21 protein-coding genes are annotated in these 17,312 nt (G+C 75.1%); 15 read left to right on the top strand and 6 right to left on the bottom strand.

Annotation, left to right across the window (positions count from 1 at the left end):
- Positions 1-16: 16 nt before the first annotated feature.
- The 8 genes from DNK53_RS17335 (at position 17) to DNK53_RS03030 (ending at position 4,882) form a co-directional block, all read left to right on the top strand.
- Positions 17-436 (top strand): hypothetical protein, encoded by a 420-nt coding sequence (locus tag DNK53_RS17335; protein WP_162599739.1) that lies wholly within the window; start codon positions 17-19, stop codon positions 434-436.
- A 9-nt stretch (positions 437-445) separates the two neighbouring features.
- Positions 446-892, top strand: a complete 447-nt coding sequence (locus DNK53_RS03055; RefSeq protein WP_162599738.1) for a hypothetical protein — start codon at positions 446-448, stop codon at positions 890-892.
- Positions 889-1,017 (top strand): hypothetical protein, encoded by a 129-nt coding sequence (locus DNK53_RS18295; protein WP_275425727.1) that lies wholly within the window; start codon positions 889-891, stop codon positions 1,015-1,017. Before DNK53_RS03055 ends, DNK53_RS18295 begins: the two co-directional genes overlap by 4 nt.
- Positions 1,018-1,127: 110 nt before the next feature.
- Positions 1,128-1,640 carry a metallophosphoesterase family protein gene (locus tag DNK53_RS03050; RefSeq protein ID WP_239456331.1) on the top strand — a complete coding sequence of 171 codons (513 nt, stop codon included), beginning with the start codon at positions 1,128-1,130 and terminating at the stop codon, positions 1,638-1,640.
- A 33-nt stretch (positions 1,641-1,673) separates the two neighbouring features.
- A complete protein-coding gene (gene heR, locus DNK53_RS03045) occupies positions 1,674-2,471 on the top strand; it encodes a heliorhodopsin HeR (protein ID WP_110180796.1) in 798 nt (265 codons plus the stop codon).
- Between the two features lie 138 nt (positions 2,472-2,609).
- The gene (locus DNK53_RS03040) at positions 2,610-3,260 is read left to right on the top strand and encodes a hypothetical protein (protein WP_110180795.1); all 651 of its coding nucleotides are present in this window, start codon (positions 2,610-2,612) and stop codon (positions 3,258-3,260) included.
- An 81-nt stretch (positions 3,261-3,341) separates the two neighbouring features.
- On the top strand, positions 3,342-4,199 hold the full coding sequence (locus DNK53_RS03035) for a sigma-70 family RNA polymerase sigma factor (RefSeq protein WP_110180794.1): 858 nt from the start codon (positions 3,342-3,344) through the stop codon (positions 4,197-4,199).
- Between the two features lie 128 nt (positions 4,200-4,327).
- Positions 4,328-4,882: a sugar O-acetyltransferase gene (locus tag DNK53_RS03030; protein WP_110180793.1), complete on the top strand. Its 555-nt coding sequence runs from the start codon at positions 4,328-4,330 to the stop codon at positions 4,880-4,882.
- An 11-nt stretch (positions 4,883-4,893) separates the two neighbouring features.
- Here DNK53_RS03030 and DNK53_RS03025 read toward each other — a convergent pair whose 3' ends face one another.
- A complete protein-coding gene (locus DNK53_RS03025) occupies positions 4,894-8,253 on the bottom strand; it encodes a DEAD/DEAH box helicase (RefSeq protein WP_110180792.1) in 3,360 nt (1,119 codons plus the stop codon).
- Positions 8,254-8,298: 45 nt separating this feature from the next.
- Between DNK53_RS03025 and DNK53_RS03020 the strand changes: the two genes are divergently transcribed.
- Positions 8,299-9,054: a hypothetical protein gene (locus DNK53_RS03020; RefSeq protein ID WP_204163722.1), complete on the top strand. Its 756-nt coding sequence runs from the start codon at positions 8,299-8,301 to the stop codon at positions 9,052-9,054.
- Between the two features lie 115 nt (positions 9,055-9,169).
- On the top strand, positions 9,170-9,397 hold the full coding sequence (locus tag DNK53_RS03015) for a hypothetical protein (RefSeq protein WP_239456375.1): 228 nt from the start codon (positions 9,170-9,172) through the stop codon (positions 9,395-9,397).
- A gap of 30 nt (positions 9,398-9,427) precedes the next feature.
- On the opposite strand, the gene DNK53_RS03010 is transcribed toward DNK53_RS03015, so the two are convergent.
- Complete coding sequence (locus DNK53_RS03010; RefSeq protein ID WP_110180789.1) at positions 9,428-10,390, bottom strand: YitT family protein; 963 nt, start codon at positions 10,388-10,390, stop codon at positions 9,428-9,430.
- Between the two features lie 110 nt (positions 10,391-10,500).
- Here DNK53_RS03010 and DNK53_RS03005 point away from each other — a divergent pair, with 110 nt between their 5' ends.
- Genes DNK53_RS03005 through DNK53_RS02990 form a run of 4 tightly spaced genes read left to right on the top strand, consistent with a single transcriptional unit; the run spans position 10,501 to position 13,785 of the window.
- Positions 10,501-10,722 (top strand): amphi-Trp domain-containing protein, encoded by a 222-nt coding sequence (locus DNK53_RS03005; RefSeq protein ID WP_204163721.1) that lies wholly within the window; start codon positions 10,501-10,503, stop codon positions 10,720-10,722.
- Positions 10,719-12,017, top strand: coding sequence for an Rv1476 family membrane protein (locus tag DNK53_RS03000; RefSeq protein WP_110180788.1), 1,299 nt, complete (start codon positions 10,719-10,721; stop codon positions 12,015-12,017). Before DNK53_RS03005 ends, DNK53_RS03000 begins: the two co-directional genes overlap by 4 nt.
- The gene (locus DNK53_RS02995; RefSeq protein ID WP_110180787.1) at positions 12,017-13,231 is read left to right on the top strand and encodes a hypothetical protein; all 1,215 of its coding nucleotides are present in this window, start codon (positions 12,017-12,019) and stop codon (positions 13,229-13,231) included. Before DNK53_RS03000 ends, DNK53_RS02995 begins: the two co-directional genes overlap by 1 nt.
- Positions 13,228-13,785 (top strand): hypothetical protein, encoded by a 558-nt coding sequence (locus DNK53_RS02990; RefSeq protein ID WP_110180786.1) that lies wholly within the window; start codon positions 13,228-13,230, stop codon positions 13,783-13,785. The genes DNK53_RS02995 and DNK53_RS02990 overlap by 4 nt, the downstream gene beginning before the upstream one ends.
- 9 nt (positions 13,786-13,794) lie before the next feature.
- On the opposite strand, the gene DNK53_RS02985 is transcribed toward DNK53_RS02990, so the two are convergent.
- On the bottom strand, positions 13,795-14,112 hold the full coding sequence (locus DNK53_RS02985; RefSeq protein ID WP_110180785.1) for a hypothetical protein: 318 nt from the start codon (positions 14,110-14,112) through the stop codon (positions 13,795-13,797).
- Between the two features lie 121 nt (positions 14,113-14,233).
- Between DNK53_RS02985 and DNK53_RS02980 the strand changes: the two genes are divergently transcribed.
- On the top strand, positions 14,234-14,911 hold the full coding sequence (locus tag DNK53_RS02980) for a GNAT family N-acetyltransferase (RefSeq protein WP_110180784.1): 678 nt from the start codon (positions 14,234-14,236) through the stop codon (positions 14,909-14,911).
- A 49-nt stretch (positions 14,912-14,960) separates the two neighbouring features.
- Here DNK53_RS02980 and DNK53_RS02975 read toward each other — a convergent pair whose 3' ends face one another.
- From DNK53_RS02975 to DNK53_RS02965, 3 genes are read right to left on the bottom strand one after another with little or no spacing between them, the layout of a single operon-like run.
- The gene (locus tag DNK53_RS02975) at positions 14,961-16,013 is read right to left on the bottom strand and encodes an NAD(P)-dependent alcohol dehydrogenase (RefSeq protein WP_110180783.1); all 1,053 of its coding nucleotides are present in this window, start codon (positions 16,011-16,013) and stop codon (positions 14,961-14,963) included.
- A gap of 12 nt (positions 16,014-16,025) precedes the next feature.
- Positions 16,026-16,520, bottom strand: a complete 495-nt coding sequence (locus DNK53_RS02970) for a GNAT family N-acetyltransferase (protein WP_110181377.1) — start codon at positions 16,518-16,520, stop codon at positions 16,026-16,028.
- Positions 16,517-17,308 carry a class I SAM-dependent methyltransferase gene (locus DNK53_RS02965; RefSeq protein ID WP_110180782.1) on the bottom strand — a complete coding sequence of 264 codons (792 nt, stop codon included), beginning with the start codon at positions 17,306-17,308 and terminating at the stop codon, positions 16,517-16,519. Before DNK53_RS02965 ends, DNK53_RS02970 begins: the two co-directional genes overlap by 4 nt.
- Positions 17,309-17,312 lie beyond the last annotated feature (4 nt).

The raw sequence follows: 17,312 nt of genomic DNA, 5'->3' as shown, positions 1-17,312 counted from the left end.
CGCCACGATGGGGCGCATGACCTCGTCCCGCCACCTCCTCGTCGTCCTGTCGCTCCCGGTGGCGCTGGCGCTCGGGCTCGTGGCCTTCTTCCTGCTCCCCGCCGGCTCGCCGCTGCTGCTCTCGGCGGCGGTCCCGGTGGCCGTGGTCGCCGCGGTGCTCCGGGGGACGGCACCGACCCCGTCCGCGGTGGCGGCTCCCGACGCCCGTGCCCGTCGCCGCGGGGCCGCACTCCTGCTGGCGCCGGTGCTGGGGCTCGGCACCTGGCTGTTCGCCCTGGTGGTGGGGATCCTGCTGGGAGTCGTGCCCTTCATGGTGCCGCTCGACCCGCCCCACCCGTGGACGGACGCGTGGGTCCCGGGCTCCGCACTGCTGGGCCTGGTCTCGGTGCCGCTGTGGTGGTGGTGGATCGACGGGACGGTCGGCGGGCGCCACTAGGGTGCCCGCATGCCTGTGCGCCACGACTGGTTCCTCGCCCCCGACGACGCCTCCGCCGCGGCGGCGCTCACGCCGGGAGCGACGTCGTACCGCACCCTGGCCGACACCCGGATCGACCCGGTGGCCCAGGGCGGCAGCCTCGACGAGCTGCTCACCGGTCGTTCCTTCGAGCAGGTGGCCGCCGACCCGCGCTGGGGTGCACGCCTCGCCGTCGGCGACGGCGGCGAGCGGCTCGTGCTCACCGTGACCGATGCGCTGGTCGACGCTCTCGCGGCCGCCGACGACGCACGGCTGGCCGAGGTGGCGGTCCCGTGGGCGGCGACGGAGGAGTTCGGCGGCGCGGTGACGCCCGAGACCCTGCGGGTCCAGCTGCGGCTGCTGGCCGACCTCGCCCGCGCGGCCCGGCGGGCGGGCGGTTCCCTCTACTGCCGCGTCCAGGCCGGGCGACCGTCGTGACCCGGGTCCTCCACCTCTCCGACACCCACGTCTCCGCCGCCGGCCCCGACGAGGACGGCGTCGACGCGGTGGCCGCCCTCGAGGGGCTGCTGCACGACGTGCGTCACGTGCCCGACCTCGACTGAACCACGACGACCGTACGGCGTTCCGCGAGGCCCTGGGCAGCGGCCACCTGGGTGCCGACGGGGGCGACCGGGGCGAGCCGCTCGACCCGGGGGCCGACAGCTGCGCCGGGGTGAGCCACGTCGGCGGGCTCCGGGTGGTCACGCTCGACAGCCTCGTCCCCGGAGAGGTGGCGGGGCTGCTGGGCGAGCGACAGCTCGAGCGGCTGGAGGCGCTGCTGGCCACCCCCGCCCCCGCCGGCACCCTGCTGGTGCTGCACCACCCGCCGCTGCGGATCCCCGCGGTCCCGCTGGCGGAGCGGGTCGTCCTGCAGCAGGTCGAGGCGCTGGCCGACGTCGTCCGCGGCCGCGACGTGCGCGCCGTGCTGGCCGGGCACCTGCACTTCCAGGTCACGGGCACGCTGGCCGGGGTCCCCGTCTGGGTCACCCCCGGCGTGGTGACCCGGATCGACACCACCGCCCCGCCCCACCTGGTCCGCGGCGTGCTGGGCGCCGCGGCCACCGTGGTCGACCTCGAGGGTCCCGAGGCGCCGACCTTCCACGTGCTCCACGCCCGGGACCGGCGGGCCGGCGAGCCTGTCTACGTCTACGACGCCGTGACCGGCGCCGACGTGGACGAGCCCTGACGGCGGGGCCCGACACCGCGGCATGATGGCGGGATGACGGCCTCGGGGACGACCTCTGCGACGACGGCGACGACGGCGACCGGGGTGGACGAGGGGAGCCTGCGCTCCCTGCGCCGCTGGAACCTGGCGCTCACCGTCCTCCACCTCGCGCAGGCGGCGGCCGTGCTGTGGCTGGCGACCGACTTCGCCGTACCGGTGACCCAGTCGCTGCCGGCGGGTCCCCCGGGCACGCCGACCGGGTCGCCCGAGGCGTTGTTCGACCTGCCGGTCGGGGCGGCGGTGGCGACCTTCCTCGCCCTCGCCGCGCTCGACCACCTGCTCACCGCGACGCTGGCCCGGCGCACCTACGAGGCCGACCTGCGCGCCGGGATCAACCGCTTCCGGTGGGTGGAGTACTCGTTCAGCGCCACCCTCATGGTGGTGCTCATCGCCCTCTACACGGGGATCGACGGGATCAGTGCGCTGATCGGGATCATCGGTGCCAACGTCTCGATGATCCTGTTCGGCTGGCTCCAGGAGTCCGCCAACCCGCCCGGCCGCGAGCGGCTGACGAGGAAGCCCTTCTGGTTCGGCTGCGTCGCCGGGGCCGCCCCCTGGGTGGCCATCGCCTGGAACGTCGTGGCCGCCGACGAGGTGCCGGGCTTCGTCATCGGGATCTTCGTCTCCCTCTTCGTCTTCTTCAACAGCTTCGCGCTCAACCAGTGGCTCCAGTACCGCGAGGTGGGTCCGTGGTGCAGCTACGCGTTCGGCGAGAAGGCCTACCTGGTGCTCAGCCTCGTCGCGAAGTCGGCGCTGGCCTGGCAGATCTTCGGTGGCTCCCTGGCGGGGTGAGCGCTCGGCGGGGTGACGGTCTGGCGGTTGAGGGTCTGGCGGGGCGAGGTGTCCGCGCCCCGTCGGAGGCGGCCGGGGGGGTCCGTCGGGATCGCTACGCTGCCGGACCGGACCACCGGACGATCAGGGGAGTCGACCATGCAGATCCGTACCGCCCGCACCAGGGGGCTGGCCGGCGTCGCCGGACTGGCGCTGCTCGCCGCGGGCCTGACCGGACCGGCCAGCGCCGACACGGCAGCCGACACGGGCGCCGACACGCCGGCCACGCTCACCACGGTCACCTCGGGTGCGATCGGCACCTACACCTACGACATGCAGTACGGCCCCGGCACGACCGACGAGGGCAAGCCTGCGCTCTGCGCGCGGGCCGTCACGGCGCACGTCTCGATGACGGAGCCCTTCGACAGCGTGAACTGCTTCGAGAAGGACCGGTCGAGGCTCGTGGCCGGCCGACGGGTCCTCGACCTCGGCGGCGTCTACACCGCCCACGGCGACGAGGTCGCGATGAACATCGACGTCTTCGCCACCGCCCCGCGGGTGCAGCGCCTGAAGGTCCAGCCGCACGGTCAGCCGTGGCTGACCCTGACGTCGGCGACCAGCAGGGTGCTCACGGTCGACGGCGAGCGGATGCGCTTCTTCTACCTCGTCGAGCTCAACGACGCCCCCGAGCACGCCGGTGAGGTGCGCGGCCAGCGCAAGGCGTGCAAGAAGGTGAAGCTCAGCAACGGCCGCACCAAGCGGCGCTGCGGGTGGCGGACCGTCGCCGACGAGCAGGTCTTCCTGGGGTAGCCGGCCGGGGTAGCCGGCCGGGTCCGTCACCTCGGCGGGTCGCCTCGCGTCAGGAGGGTGGGACCGGGACGGAGGAGCGCGATGACGACGCAGGAGTTCGAGCGGGAGCGGCCGCGGCTGGTGGCACTGGCCACCCGGGTGCTGGGGGACGCCGACGAGGCGCAGGACGTCGTGCAGCAGGCGTGGCTGCGGCTGCACCGCACGGTCACCGGCGACGGCGGGGGCAGCGGCGCCCCGATCGAGAGCCTGCCGGCGTGGCTGACCACGGTCACCACGCGGCTCTGCCTCGACCGGCTCCGCGCCCGCACCCCGGTGCCCGTCGAGGAGGTCGAGGTGGAGGACACCGCGCCCGACCCCGCCGACGAGGTGGCCCTCGCCGACACCGTCGGGGTGGCGCTGCAGGTGGTGCTCGACCGGCTCACCCCCGACGAGCGGGTGGCCTTCGTGCTGCACGACTCCTTCGGCTTCGAGTTCGCCCGGGTGGCCGCCGTCCTCGGCACCACCCCGATCGCGGCCCGCAAGCTGGCGTCGCGGGCGCGGGCCAAGGTCCGGCTCCCCGTCGCGGAGGACGCCCTGGCCGACTGGGAAGTGGTCGACGCCTTCATGGCGGCCGCCCGCGAGGGCGACTTCGAGCGGCTGGTGCGGCTCCTCGCGCCCGACGTGGTGGTCGGGGCCGACGAGGCGGCCGTGCTCGTCGGGACCCCCGAGCGGATCGAGGGTCGTCGGACGGTCGCCGAGTTCTTCAACGGCAGCGCGCAGGCCGCGCTTCCGGTCGCGGTCGACGACCGGCCGGGGTCGGCGTGGTTCCACCGCGGCGAGGCGAAGGTGCTCTTCGACTTCGTCGTCGCCGACGGCCGCGTCGCCCGGATCACCTTCCGGGCCGACGCCGACGTGCTGGCCCGCGTCGTCCGTCGGGACGGCGCGACTCCCCGCGGCTGAGCGCTGGAGCAGCGAGTGGTCACGCGGAGGTCTTCCAGGACCTCTCGAACCCCTCCCCGTGACCACTTCCTGACCACTTCCCGGTCGCGTCCGGCGTCTCCGCCCCTCTCGGTGCGAGACTTCCCGCCGTGGGGGAGCAGCGGGAGAGATTGGCTCGCGGCGAGTGGTACCTCGACGACGAGGAGCTCGCCGGGCTGCGCCGCGCCTGCGCCCGCCTCCTCGACCGCTTCAACCGCGCCGGCAGCGACGAGGACGACGTTCGGGCGGGTGTCCTGGGTGAGCTGCTGGGCGGGCTCGGCGAGGGCGTGGACGTCGTCCCGACCTTCCGGTGCAGCTACGGCAGCCACGTGCACCTCGGGGACCGGGTCTTCGTCAACGCCGACGCCTTCCTCATGGACGACGCCACGATCACGATCGGCGCGGACACCCGGATCGGTCCGGGCGCCCGGCTGATGACGGCCCTCCACCCGGTCGACGACCACGACCGGCGCCGCGAGGGCTGGGAGAGGGCCCTGCCGGTGGTGCTCGGTGAGAACGTGTGGCTGGGGGCGTCGGTGACCGTGGGCCCGGGCGTCACGATCGGCGCGGACACGGTCGTCGGGGCCGGCAGCGTGGTGCTCGACGACCTGCCCGAGCGCGTGGTCGCGGTGGGAGTCCCGGCCCGCGTGGTCCGCCGGACCTGACCCGACGCGGCTCAGCCGTCGAGCAGGCCGCGGATGTCGTCGGCGCTCAGCGGAGCCGCGATCGCGCCGCCCTGGTCGACCACCCGGTCGAAGAGGTCCCGCTTCCGCTGCTGGAGCTCCACGACCTTCTCCTCGACCGTCCCCTCCGAGACGAGCCGGTAGACCATCACCGTCTTGTCCTGGCCGATCCGGTGGGTCCGGTCGACGGCCTGCGCCTCGACGGCCGGGTTCCACCACGGGTCGAGCACGAAGACGTAGTCGGCCTCCGTGAGCGTGAGGCCCGAGCCGCCGGCCTTGAGGCTGATCAGGAAGACCGGGGCGTCCCCCTCGGTGAACTCGGCGACGCGGGCGGCGCGGTCGCGGGTGCGGCCGTCGAGGTAGACGTGGTCGAGGCCCTCGGCGGCGAGCCGCTCCCGGACCGTGGCGAGGAAGCGGGTGAACTGGCTGAAGACCAGGCAGCGGTGCCCCTCCGCGACCACCTCGACGAGCTGCTCGAGCAGCGCGTCGACCTTGCTGGAGCGGACGCCGGGCGGGGCGTCGTGGTCGACGAGGTGGACGTCGAGGCTGAGCTGACGCAGCCGGGTGAGCGCCGCGAGGATCGCGATCCGGTTGCCGTCGACGTCGTCGAGCAGGCCGAGGATCCGCTGCCGCTCGCGCTGCAGGTGGGTGTCGTAGATCCGCCGGTGCTGGGCGTTGAGCGGCACCGCCAGCACCTGCTCGACCTTGGGTGGCAGGTCGCGGGCCACCGACTCCTTGGTCCGCCGCAGCATCAGCGGACGGATCCGCCGCCGCAGCACCGGCAGCAGCTCGGGCGCGCGCCCCGACTCGATGGGCCTGCGGAAGACCTCGGCGAACCGCTCGGGGCTGGGGAAGAGGCCGGGCGCCACGATCGACATGAGCGACCACAGGTCCATCAGCGAGTTCTCCAGCGGGGTGCCGGTGATCGCGATCTTGACCGACGCCTCGATCCGGCGGGCCACCTGGTAGGTCTTCGCCTTCCTGTTCTTCACCGCCTGGGCCTCGTCGAGGACGAGCGCCGCCCAGGGCCGGGCGGCGTACTCGTCGCCGTCGATCCGCAGCAGCGCGTACGACGTGACGACGACGTGGGCGCCCGCCAGGGCGTCGTCGCCGGGGCCGCCGCCCGACCGGCTCGTGCGCCCCACGGTCGCCACCCGCAGCCCCGGGGCGAACTTGGCCGCCTCGTGCTCCCAGACGGCGACCACGCTGGTGGGGGCGACGACGAGGACCGGCGCCCCGGGGGTGAGGGAGCCGGCCAGCCGGGCGCGCTCGAGGGTCGCGAGGGTCTGCAGGGTCTTGCCCAGCCCCATGTCGTCGGCGAGCACGCCGCCGAGCCGGTGGTCCCAGAGGAAGGAGAGCCAGCGGTAGCCGTCGAGCTGGTACTCGCGCAGCGTCGCCGTCAGCGTCGGGGGCGGGTCGGGCCGGGGGACCTCGTCGAGCGCCAGCAGGGCGCCCACCGACCGCTGCCAGCGTTCGCTCTGCCGGGTGACGACGCCGAGCGCCACCAGCTCCTCCCAGTAGCCGGCCTGGAACCGGTTGACCCGCAGCCCCTCACCCTCCTGGTCGTGCAGCCGGCGCGCCTCCTCGACCAGCCGGGCCAGCTCGTGCAGCTCGGGCGCGTCGAGCCGGAACCACGTGCCGTCGGGCAGGATCAGCCGCTCCTCACCCAGGGCGAGGGCGGTCAGCAGGTCGGCCAGCGGCAGCCGGCGCTCCCCGACGCTCACGGTGATCTCGAGGTCGAACCAGTCCTCCTGGCCGTGGTCGTCGGTGGCGAGCTCGACGACGGCGTCGCCCTCGGCCTCGACGTACTCCAGGGCGGACCCCTCGACCTCGACCTCCACGTCCTTGCGCTCCTGCAGCACCGGCAGCACCAGGTCGACGAAGTCGACGGTCGCCGCCCCCTCGAGGACGGGGGCCGGGACGACCTCGGGGCGGGGCCGCCCCGGCAGCCGCCGCACCAGCCCGGGGACGGGCGCGAGGTCGGGGCCCAGGGCGGCCAGCAGCCGCTCCTCCTCGCCGGCGTCCCGGACGACGCCGTGCTCCCCGTCCGGCCCGCCGCCCTGACCGACACCCGGCCCGACGGGGTGCCGGGACAGCGGCACGTCGGCGACGCCGGAGCCCACCCGGTAGCGGAACGACCACGCGAGCGCGGTGCGGTGGCCGGGCTCGAAGAGCACCCGCAGCGCCAGCTGCGGCGGCTCCACCTCGGGCGGAGTGACGCTGCCGTCGGAGGAGCCGAGCTCGACCAGCTGGCGCAGCGCGGGGTAGAAGCCCGTCCAGAAGCGCGGCTCGTCGTCGCCCGGGACGGTCAGCTCCTCGCCGGCCCGGAAGACGTCGGCCAGCGGCCCGGTGAGCGCGCGGCCGAGGGGGGCGAGGGCGAGGCCGTCGGGGGTGCGGACGGCGACCCCGTGGGGCGGGGTGCCGAAGAGCTCCGGCGGGCCGACCGCGTCGCCGAGCGGCGCGAGGTCGAGGCTGGGGCGCAGCACGAGCGTGCCGTCGGCGTCGCGCACCAGGTCGATCCGCACCTCGACGGGCTCGTCGGCCAGGACCACGGGCTCCCTGGAGCGCGGACCCGTGACCAGCGGGACGCCGGCCGCGACCACGTCGTCGAGCAGCCGCCACAGCGACGGGCCCAGCACCTGCGCCGAGACCACCTGCGTCGCGGACCACTGGCCGGCCGTCCTCGTCCGCTCGGCCTGCGCGAGCGCGACCAGGGCGTCGCGCTGCGCCGGGTCGAAGTGGCGCCAGTGGTGGGCGAACTGCAGGTCGGCCCACCCGACGCCCGACCGCACCCAGCCCGTCGTCCCGCGGGCGAGCGGCCGCAGCTGCACGCGGGGGTCGCGCAGGTGGCCCTGCTGCGGCGAGTCCTCCCCCGGCACGAGGTCGACGTGGAGCGCCAGCGGCGTGGTGTCGCTGTCGCCGGCGCCGTCCTCCCGGACGGCCTGGACCACGGGTGCGAGCAGCCGCTCCCAGCTCGGGGCCGCCGTGCTGGCGACGCCCAGCTGGGCGCGGGCCTCCAGGAGCACCGCGACGGCGTGCTTGCAGTCGACCTGCACGGGGCAGCTGCAGCGGCAGTCCACGTCGAGGTCGTCGGGGCTGGAGGGCAGCCCGTCGCCCGTCCGGGACTCCGGGCGCACGGTCGTCCGGTAGGGCACCGTGCCGAGCACGCTGGCCGACAGCGCCCGACCGTCGGGCCCGACCCGCAGGTCGTGGACGGCGCGGCGACGCTGGTAGGTCACGCCGCGCTGGAAGGTCGGCGGGCCGACCAGCTGCTCCAGGACGCGCGGCGTCACGAGACGCACCCACTCGGGCAGGACGAGTCCCTCGTCCTCGGGCCTGGGGGTGTCGGTCACCCGGACGACGGTAGTCGGCGCCACCGACCCCGTAGGCTCGGGGACGTGCCGCGCCCCGTGCCCCGCCCCGCCGCCCGGATCCGTCACGGCCTCGCCAGCGCCCCGGAACGCGTGGGCCACCTCTTCCGCCGTCGCTTTCCGGTCGTCGCCGTCACGGGGATGACGGGCGTGGGCAAGACCCGCCTGGCCGACCGGCTCTCGCGGCGCGCCACCCACGCCGCCACCGCCGAGGTCGGCTCGGCGGTGATGGAGCGCCGTACCCGCCGCGGCAGCCGCCTGCGGGGCTTCCGCTTCCTCGTGGTGCCCGGCGACAACGCCGCGACCCGTCTGGGGGCGCTCGACGAGGTCTTCCACGACGAGCCCGTGGACGGCGTCGTCCACGTCGTCGCCTGGGGGCACGCGACGCCGCGGCGCACCGCCGGCACCACGGGTCCGGGGTCCGCGACCCGGGAGGAGCTGCTCGCGGCCGAGCTCGAGGACTGGACCATCACGGCCCACCGGATCGCCTCGATGGCGGTCCGGCGCGACCGCCCGGTGTGGCTGGTGGTGGCCGTGACCAAGACCGACCTCTTCCCCGACCGTGTCGACGAGGCGCTCGCCCACTACTCCCCGGGCAGCGGGACGCCGTTCGGCGACCGGCTCGACGAGCTGCGGGCGCTGGCCGGCGGGGCGCGGCTCTCCGTCGACGTCCTCCCCGTCTGCAGCGAGGGCGGCAAGGGGGCCGGCGTCACCGCGAAGGAGGCGGACGCGATGGTCGACGCCCTGGCCCTCCGCCTCGCCCAGCTCAGCGGCCACGTCTGAGCCGTCGCACCCGAGCCGTCGCACCCGGGCCGTCGCACCCGGGCCGTCACACCCGGGCCGGCCCGCGCGTCAGGAGGGTGGAGCAACGACCCGTGAGGAGAAGACCGTGAAGACGATGACCTGCCGGCAGCTCGGCGGACCCTGCGACCTCGCCCACCGCGGCGAGACCGCCGACGACGTGATCAACGCCCAGGACCAGCACCTCAAGGAGGCCGAGAAGGCCGGCGACGCCACCCACCAGGAGGCGCGCGACGCGATGAAGGGCCGGTGGCGGCGGCCGAAGCAGTCGCTGGGCTGGTACTTCGCGACGAAGAAGCAGTTCGCCGAGCTGCCCGAGGACTGACCGGCCCCCGGGCGCCGCCCGCGCGTCGGCTCAGTGCTGGAGCGTCATCGACTCCGCCATCGGACCGTGCAGGTTGGCGATGTCGGAGAAGGTGATGTTGGCTGCCGGGTCGACCGCCTCGATCTCCTCGACGATCGCCACCTCCTCGAGCCGGGTGGTGGCGAAGGTGAGGACCCAGACGTCCTCCGCCAGGCCGGTGTCGGGGAAGTAGCGCTGGACCCGGTCGAGCAGGACCGGCCGGTTGGTGTGGCTGGAGACGAGGCGGGCGACCTCCTCGTGGCGCTCGGTGACCACCTTGACCTGCCGGGCTCCCGACTCGCCGTGGGCGATCTGGTCGACGAGGTCCTTGACCACGACGTAGAAGAGGACGGCCGACAGCAGCGCCGACTCCCAGGAGATGACGAAGCCGGCGACCGCGAAGATCGCGAGGTTGACGTAGAGGATCAGCTGGCCGACGGTGAACGGCGTCCGGCTGGCCAGGATGGTCGCCAGCACCTCGCTGCCGTCAAGCGCGCCACCGTGGCGCAGCGCGACGCCGATGCCCACCGCGATCATCGCGCCGCCGCAGACCAGGGCGAGCCACGACTCGTCGGTCAGCGGCTCCATGTGGTGGAAGACGATCGTCGCCGCCGACAGCGTGGCGATCCCGATCCCGGTCCGCACCGCGCTGCGTCGGCCGACCATCACCCAGGAGAGCACCACGAAGGGCAGGTTGAGCAGCCCGATGAAGAGGCCCATCGGGACGTCGACGAAGCGCGCGGCGATGATCGAGACGCCGACCACGCCGCCGTCGAGGAAGTCGTTGGGGATGAGGAAGCCCTCAAGGCCCACCGCGAAGACGACGGCGCCCAGGACGATCGAGACGATCTTGTAGGCCTCCGCCGCGACCGGGTGCTTCCCGGTGCGCAGCAGCAGGGCCCTCCGGGCGTCGCCGGCCCCGGTCACGTCGCGGACGGGGCGCGGGGTGTCGGGGTCGAGGGTCGCGTGGCTCATGCGGGGGAGGATCCCACGTCGAGGCGCCCGGCGGTGGCGCGGTGCGGTGGCGCGGGACGTCCGGATACCGTCTGCCCCAGCACCCGACCCGTGACACGAGGAGGACCACCGTGAGCGAGCTGCTGGAGATCGACGAGACCGGGAGGATGAGCCGCGAGGAGGCCGCCGCCAAGCTGCGGGCGCTCGCCGACGCGCTGGCGCGCCACAACTCGGTGGAGATGGTGAAGAACGGTCACCGGATCACCGTCGAGGTGCCCGACGAGGTCCAGCTCAAGGTCGAGGTCGAGATCGGCGGAGACGAGAACGAGCTGGAGATCGAGCTGACCTGGTGAGCGACGCGGCCGACGTCGAGGCCATCGTCGCCGACCTCCGGGAGGACGGCGTCCACGTCGCGCCCGGCGCGCAGGACTGGGTCCCCGCGGAGCAGCTGGACGCGATCAGCGCCCAGGCCCGCGAGTCCGGGATCCCGCTCCACGTGGTCCTCGTGCCGCCGGAGGGCGGGGGGACCAGCCGGGGCGACGACCTGCTGTTCCGGGTCCACGACGCCGGCGGGCCCGACGGGCTCTACGTCGGCCTGAACGCCGCCTACCAGCCCGGGCCGGGCGAGAAGACCGCCGGCGACCCCGTCCTCGTCGACGGTTCGCGCGTGTTCCTCTCGGTGCAGCAGTGGGGCGACGTCGCGGAGCGCGGCGAGATCACCTCCGACGTCGAGGACGTGCTGAGCTGGGGCAACGCCGAGGGCGGGGTCCCCGACAGCGGCTTCCCGCTCGGCGACGGGCTGCAGCTGGTCCTCGCGTCGCTGGCCGACGGCACCTTCGAGCAGGAGGTGCGCGACGCCCAGCAGGCCCGCTCCGACTGGCTCGAGGTCCGGTCCGAGGAGCGGCAGGACCAGGAGGGCACCGGCGTGGCCGGGTGGATCCCCTTCGCCGACGACGAGAACGGCGTGGGCGACGTGGTGGGCGTCCTGCTCCTGGGGGCGGTGGCGCTCGCGCTGCTGGGCCGGTTCCGCCGACGCCGTCGCGAGCGGCTGGCCGCCCCGCAGACCTTCGTGCTGCCGAGATCGGTGCTGGAGCGGGTGCGCGCCGCCGGCGACGCCGAGCTGGTACGCCGCGCCCGCCAGGACGTCCTCGCCCTCGGCGAGGCGATCGACGCCACCGAGATGTCCCCGGCGGGGGCGGGCAGCGGCGGGGCCGCGGCCTGGGCCGCCGCGCTCGACCACTACGAGGCTGCCGGACGGGTGCTGCCCGCCGACTCCGCCGACGCGGCGGTCGACCCCCTCGACGCCGTCGGCGCGGTGGTGCTCGCCACCCGCGGGCTGGAGGCGCTGGCCGCCGCCGAGCGCGGGTCGGCGTTCGAGCCGTCCACGCCCTGCTTCCTCAACCCGCTGCACGGGACGGCGACCGTCGACCGCACCCTCGAGGCCGACGGACGCACGGTGGAGGCGCCGATCTGCCGCGCCTGCCGCGCCGACCTCGAGGCCGGGCGCCGCCCCGACACCCTCGACGTCGTGGTCGACGGCACCCCGCGCCACTACTTCGAGACCGACCGCGAGCCGTGGGCCCTCACCGGCTTCGGGGCGCTCGAGCCCGACCTGGTCCGGCGGCTGCACACCGGAGGTGGGCGCTGATGGGCGAGCTGCTCGACCCCACCCTCGACGAGCTCGCCACGGCGCTGCGCGAGGACCCGGTCCAGGTGCCGCAGATGTTCGGCAACGGCCGCACCGAGGAGGTCCGCGAGGGCCTGCACGAGATCGTCGAGGAGGCGGACTTCCCGGTCTACGTCGCGATGGTGCCCCAGGTGGTCGACGTGACCGGCGAGGACGCCGCGCGCGAGGTGGCGACCCTCCTGCACCAGCGCCTCGGCGGCGGCGACGCCGTGATCGCCGTCCACACCCGGGAGGGGGAGTACCTCGGCACCGAGGTCGTCAGCTTCGGCGACGCCCCGGGCGAGGAGCTCGCCGGCAGGGCGGCCAGCGAGAACGCCCCGGGCGGCGGGGCGAACTACGGGCTCTCCGAGCCGGGACTGATCGCCCGCGAGCTGACCGTCCTGCTCCGGGACGGCGAGATCGAGCCGAGCGAGTGGGCGTCCTTCGCCCAGCAGGACCCCTGGCGCGCCCCGGAGGACTGGCACGCCGGCGGGGACGACGGGGCGGGGGCCGACGGCAGCACCTGGGTCCTGGCGCTGCTCTTCGGCGCCTTCGCCGCGGGTGCCGCGTTCGTGGTCTCCGGGGTCGTGGCCGACCGGCTCGCCGCCGCCCGCAGGGCGGCGCTGGAGCGCGGGACCGCGCCCGAGCAGCCCGGCCCGGAGGACGTCCGGGCCGAGGCCGAGCTCGAGCTCGAGGCACTCGCGACGGAGCTGGCCGGCGCGCTGGGCGAGGGCGGACTGGGCGAGCAGGCGCGGGTGCGGGTGGACGGCTCCTACGACACCGCCCGCACCCTGCTCGAGCGGACCGGGACCGGCCGCGACGACCTGGGCGACCTCGTCGGAGCCCTGGTGCTGGCCCGGGTGGCCCGGGACGAGGTCGCCCGGCACGTCTCCGGCCGCGGCCCGCGGCCCGGGGGGCAGCCGTGGCGCCCCTGCTTCGTCGACCCGCGCCACGGCGAGGGCACCCGGACCCGCCGGGTCCCCGTCGCCGACCGCCTGCTCGAGGTCCCGGCCTGCGCGGCGTGCGCCGACGCGGAGCGGCTGTGGCCGATGGAGGTCGCCGCCGGCCCGCTCGGCCGCACGCGGCCCTGGTACGAGCACGACACCGTGTGGTCGCGCGCCGGGTACGGCGCCTTCGTCGACGACCTGTGGCGCCCGGCGGCCGACGCGCTGCGCGCAGGAGGGGTGGAGCGGTGAGCGCCCCGGTGACGGCGGTGCGCGCCGTGCTCTCCCTGGTCGTGGGGGTGGCCGTCTCCATGACGGTCCTGGAGCTCTTCGACGGACGCGACGAGCGGGCGGACGTGGCCGGCTGGGCCGACCCCCGCCCAGCCGAGCCCGGTGACCGGGTGCTCGAGGCGGTCGCCGGGCTGGCCGACGACCGGGTCCACGTGACCGTCGACGGGCGGTCGATGCTCGACGAGGAGGGCGAGGCGGCCGTCGCCGCCGCCATCGCGGAGCGCGACCTGCCCGTCCACGTCGTCGTGTGGCGCTTCAGCCGCGACGCCGGCTACGACCACACGATCCAGGCCGCCGAGCAGATCGTCGCCGAGCTCGACGAGCCGGCGCACGTCGTCCTCTGGGAGGGGACGGAGGGCGGCCACGGCGAGACGACCGAGGGGTGGACGTTCACCACCTCGACCGGGGACGGCGGCTGGGTCGAGGACGAGCCGGAGTTCCTCGGCGACGCCGAGAAGCGGCTGCTGGAGTGGATCGAGCAGGTCCCGGACGACCCGCTGGAGAGCCGCGACTGACGCGGCGGCTCACGTCGCCTCCTCGCCCGTGGGGACCGGGACGTCGGCGGACCAGCGCGCCCGGCGCTCGTCGTCCGACTGCTCCCACCAGGGCGTGCCGCGCTCCCCGAGCGCGACCTTGGCCGCCTGGACGCCGTCGCGCGAGGCCCGCTCCTCGTCGGTCCCCTTCGTCCGGCGCACCTCGCGGCGCCACGCCATGAGGACCCGGGTCAGCTCGGCCCGCCGCTCCTCGGGGATCAGAGGGTCGGTGACCCGCCACCTGCGGCCGTCGATGACCAGGTGGTGACCGTCGGGGGTCCGCTCCGGTGTCCGCGCTCCTTCGCCCATGCGGTCAGCGTAGGCACGGCCCGCGGACCCACCCCGTTCCGGCACGGGCGTTCCGCAGCGCCGGGCCGGGCGGCTGCCCTAGGGTCGGGGCGTCCTTTCCCGCCAGCAGGAGGTCCGCGCGATGCCCCAGGAGGTGAGGCTGCGCGACGGCACCGAGGCGTGGGTCCTGAGGCTGGAGCGCACCGACCGCGAGCGGCTGGCCGAGGCCTTCCGCGAGCTGTCGCCGGAGTCGCGGCGCCTGCGCTTCCTCGCGCCGATGACCCGGCTGAGCGACTCGATGCTGAGCCATCTGGTCGACGACGTGGACGGCGTCGACCACGTCGCGCTGGTCCTGGTGGCCGAGACCGCGCCCGACGTCTTCGACCCGGTCGCGATCGGACGGATGGTCCGCTACCCCGACCTCCCGGACGCCGCCGACCTCGCGGTGACCGTCAAGGACGACTGGCAGGGGCGGGGCGTCGCCTCCGCGCTCCTCCCCGTCCTCGTGGCGAAGCGGCCGCCCGGCGTGACGCGGGTGCTCACCGAGGTGCTGCAGGACAACCCCGCCTCGCTGGCCATGCTGCGTCGGCTCGGGCCGGTGACCGTGCACCCGGCCGGCCACGGCGTCAACGACGTCGAGGTCCTGCTCGAGCCCGCCGCGCCGCGGGTGCCCGTCGTCGAGGTCTCCCTCCCGCCCGCACCAGGGACGACGGGAGCGGAGCCGGCAGACCGCCTGCACGCGGTGCTGGCCGACCCGGGCCGCGAGCACCTGCGCACCCGCGACCTGATCTGCCCCTGGCTGGCCGGGGCCGCCGACTGACCGGACCCTCCGCCGGGTCTCCGGCGGGCTCCGGCGGAGGGGACCGCCGTCAGGCGATCGTCGAGGTGTCGATGACGAACCGGTAGCGCACGTCGCCGGCGACCACGCGGTCGTAGGCCTCGTCCACCTGGTCGGCCGAGATCGTCTCGATGGTCGCGCCGATGCCGTGCTCCGCGCAGAAGTCGAGCATCTCCTGGGTCGCCGGGATGCCGCCGATGTTGGAGCCGGCCAGCGACCGGCTCCCGCCCACCAGCATCCCGGGCGGCACCTCGAAGGCGCCCGGCGGGAGGCCGACGTTGACCAGGGTGCCGAGCGGCTTGAGCAGCTTGAGGTAGGAGCCGATCGGCAGGTCGGCGCTGACCGTGTTGACGACCAGGTCGAAGCTGCTGCGCAGCGGCTTGAGGGCGGCCGGGTCCTCGGTGGCGACGTACGCCGTGGCACCGAGCTCGACTGCGTCGTCCCGCTTGGCCTCGCTCCGGCTCAGCACGGTCACCTCGGCGCCGAGGGCGCGCGCCAGCTTCACCGCCATGTGGCCGAGCCCGCCGAGCCCGATGACGGCGACCTTGCTGCCCTCGCCCACGCCGTACCGGCGCAGCGGGGTCCACGTGGTGATACCCGCGCAGAGCAGGGGTGCCGCCTCGTCGAGGCCGACCCCCTCGGGGATCCGGACGACGAACCGCTCGGAGGCGACGACCCGCTGGGCGTAGCCGCCCTTGGTCTCCTCGCCGTCGTAACCGCGGCCGTTGTAGGTCATCACCGCGCCCTTGACGCAGAACTGCTCCTCGCCGTCCTTGCAGAACTCGCACTCCCCGCACGAGTCGACCATGCAGCCGATGCCGACCCGGTCGCCGACCTTGTGCCGGGTGACGGCCGACCCGACCGCGGCGACCGTGCCGGCGATCTCGTGGCCGGGCACCATGGGGAAGATCGCCCTGCCCCACTCCTCGCGGACCTGGTGGATGTCGCTGTGGCAGATGCCGGCGAAGGCGATGTCGATGAGCACGTCGTCGTCGCGCAGGGCGCGGTGCTCGACGGTGCGCTGCTCGAAGGGGGCGCCGGCGGAGGCGGCGACGAGGGCGCGGGTGGAGGTCTGGCTGGTCATCCGGCCAGTGAATCAGACCGTTCCAGCGACTCCCCGGTCGGCGCCGGGGAGCACCAGCTCCATGGGCAGGTGAGGGATCCCGTCCTCGAGGTAGTCGGCGCCGCTGCGGCGGAAGCCGAACCCGGCGTACCACTCCTCGAGGTGGGCCTGGGCGCCGATCCGCACGAGCGTGTCCCGCTCGGCGCGGACCAGCTCGAGCGCCGCGGCGACCAGCCGGGCGGCGTACCCGTGACCCCGCCGGTCCGCCCGCGTGGCGACGCGCCCGAGGACGACGGCGTCGGGGTCGCGCAGCACCCGCAGCACCGCGACGGGGGCGCCGTCCTCCTCCAGCCACACGTGCCGGGTGGTCGGCTCGACGTCGCGCCCGTCGACCTCGGGGTAGGCGCAGGCCTGCTCCACCACGAAGACGTCGACGCGCAGCCGCAGGAGGTCGTGCAGCTCGCGCGCGCTGAGGTCGTCGACGCCGGCGACCCGCAGCCGGGCCTGCGCCCGGTCGGGCCCGGTCACGCCCGGCACAGCACCTCGCCGTGCAGGATCGAGAAGAACCCGTCGGGCTGCTCGGCCCACCGGCGCCAGCCGGCGGAGAGGCGCTCGAGGTCGGCACGGGTCGCGCGGCCCTCGTCGAGGAGCTGGGCGGCCATGGCGGACTCGAGGATCCGGTCGGCCCACATCCCGCCCCACCACCCCCGGTCGGCGTCGTCGGTGAAGCACCACGTGGAGGAGGTCGCGACGACGTCGGTGAAGCCGGCCTCCCGCGCCCACGAGAGCAGCCGGCGGCCGGCGTCCGGCTCGCCGCCGTTGGCGCGCGCCGCGGCCTGGTAGAGGTCCATCCACTCGTCCAGCTCGGGGACGGCCGGGAACCACGTGAACCCGTGGTAGTCGCTGTCCCGGACTGCGACGAGGCCTCCGGGGCGGGTGACGCGGCGCATCTCCCGCAGCGCCCGCACCGGGTCGGCCACGTGCTGCAGGACCTGGTGGGCGTGCACGACGTCGTAGGTGTCGTCGGGGACGTCGAGGGCGTGCACGTCCTGCACCTCGAACCGCATGTTGGTCACTCCGCGCTCGTCGGCCAAGTCGCGGCTCAGTGCCAGCTCCGCCTCGCCCACCTCGGTCGCGGTCACCGACGCGACCCGGGAGGCAAGGTCGACGCTGATCGTCCCCGGCCCGGCGCCCACGTCGAGCAGCACGGTCTCCGGGGTCAGGTGCGGCAGCAGGTGGGGCGCGGAGTTCTCGGCCGTCCGCCATCGGTGCGAGCGCAGCACGGACTCGTGGTGGCCGTGGGTGTAGGTGTTCACCCGC

It is taken from the genome of Nocardioides solisilvae (assembly GCF_003194625.1).
In the GTDB taxonomy this organism is placed as follows: Bacteria; Actinomycetota; Actinomycetes; order Propionibacteriales; family Nocardioidaceae; genus Nocardioides; species Nocardioides solisilvae.
Note: the sequence above shows the minus strand (reverse complement) of the source record. Positions and strands in the feature narration are given on the sequence as shown.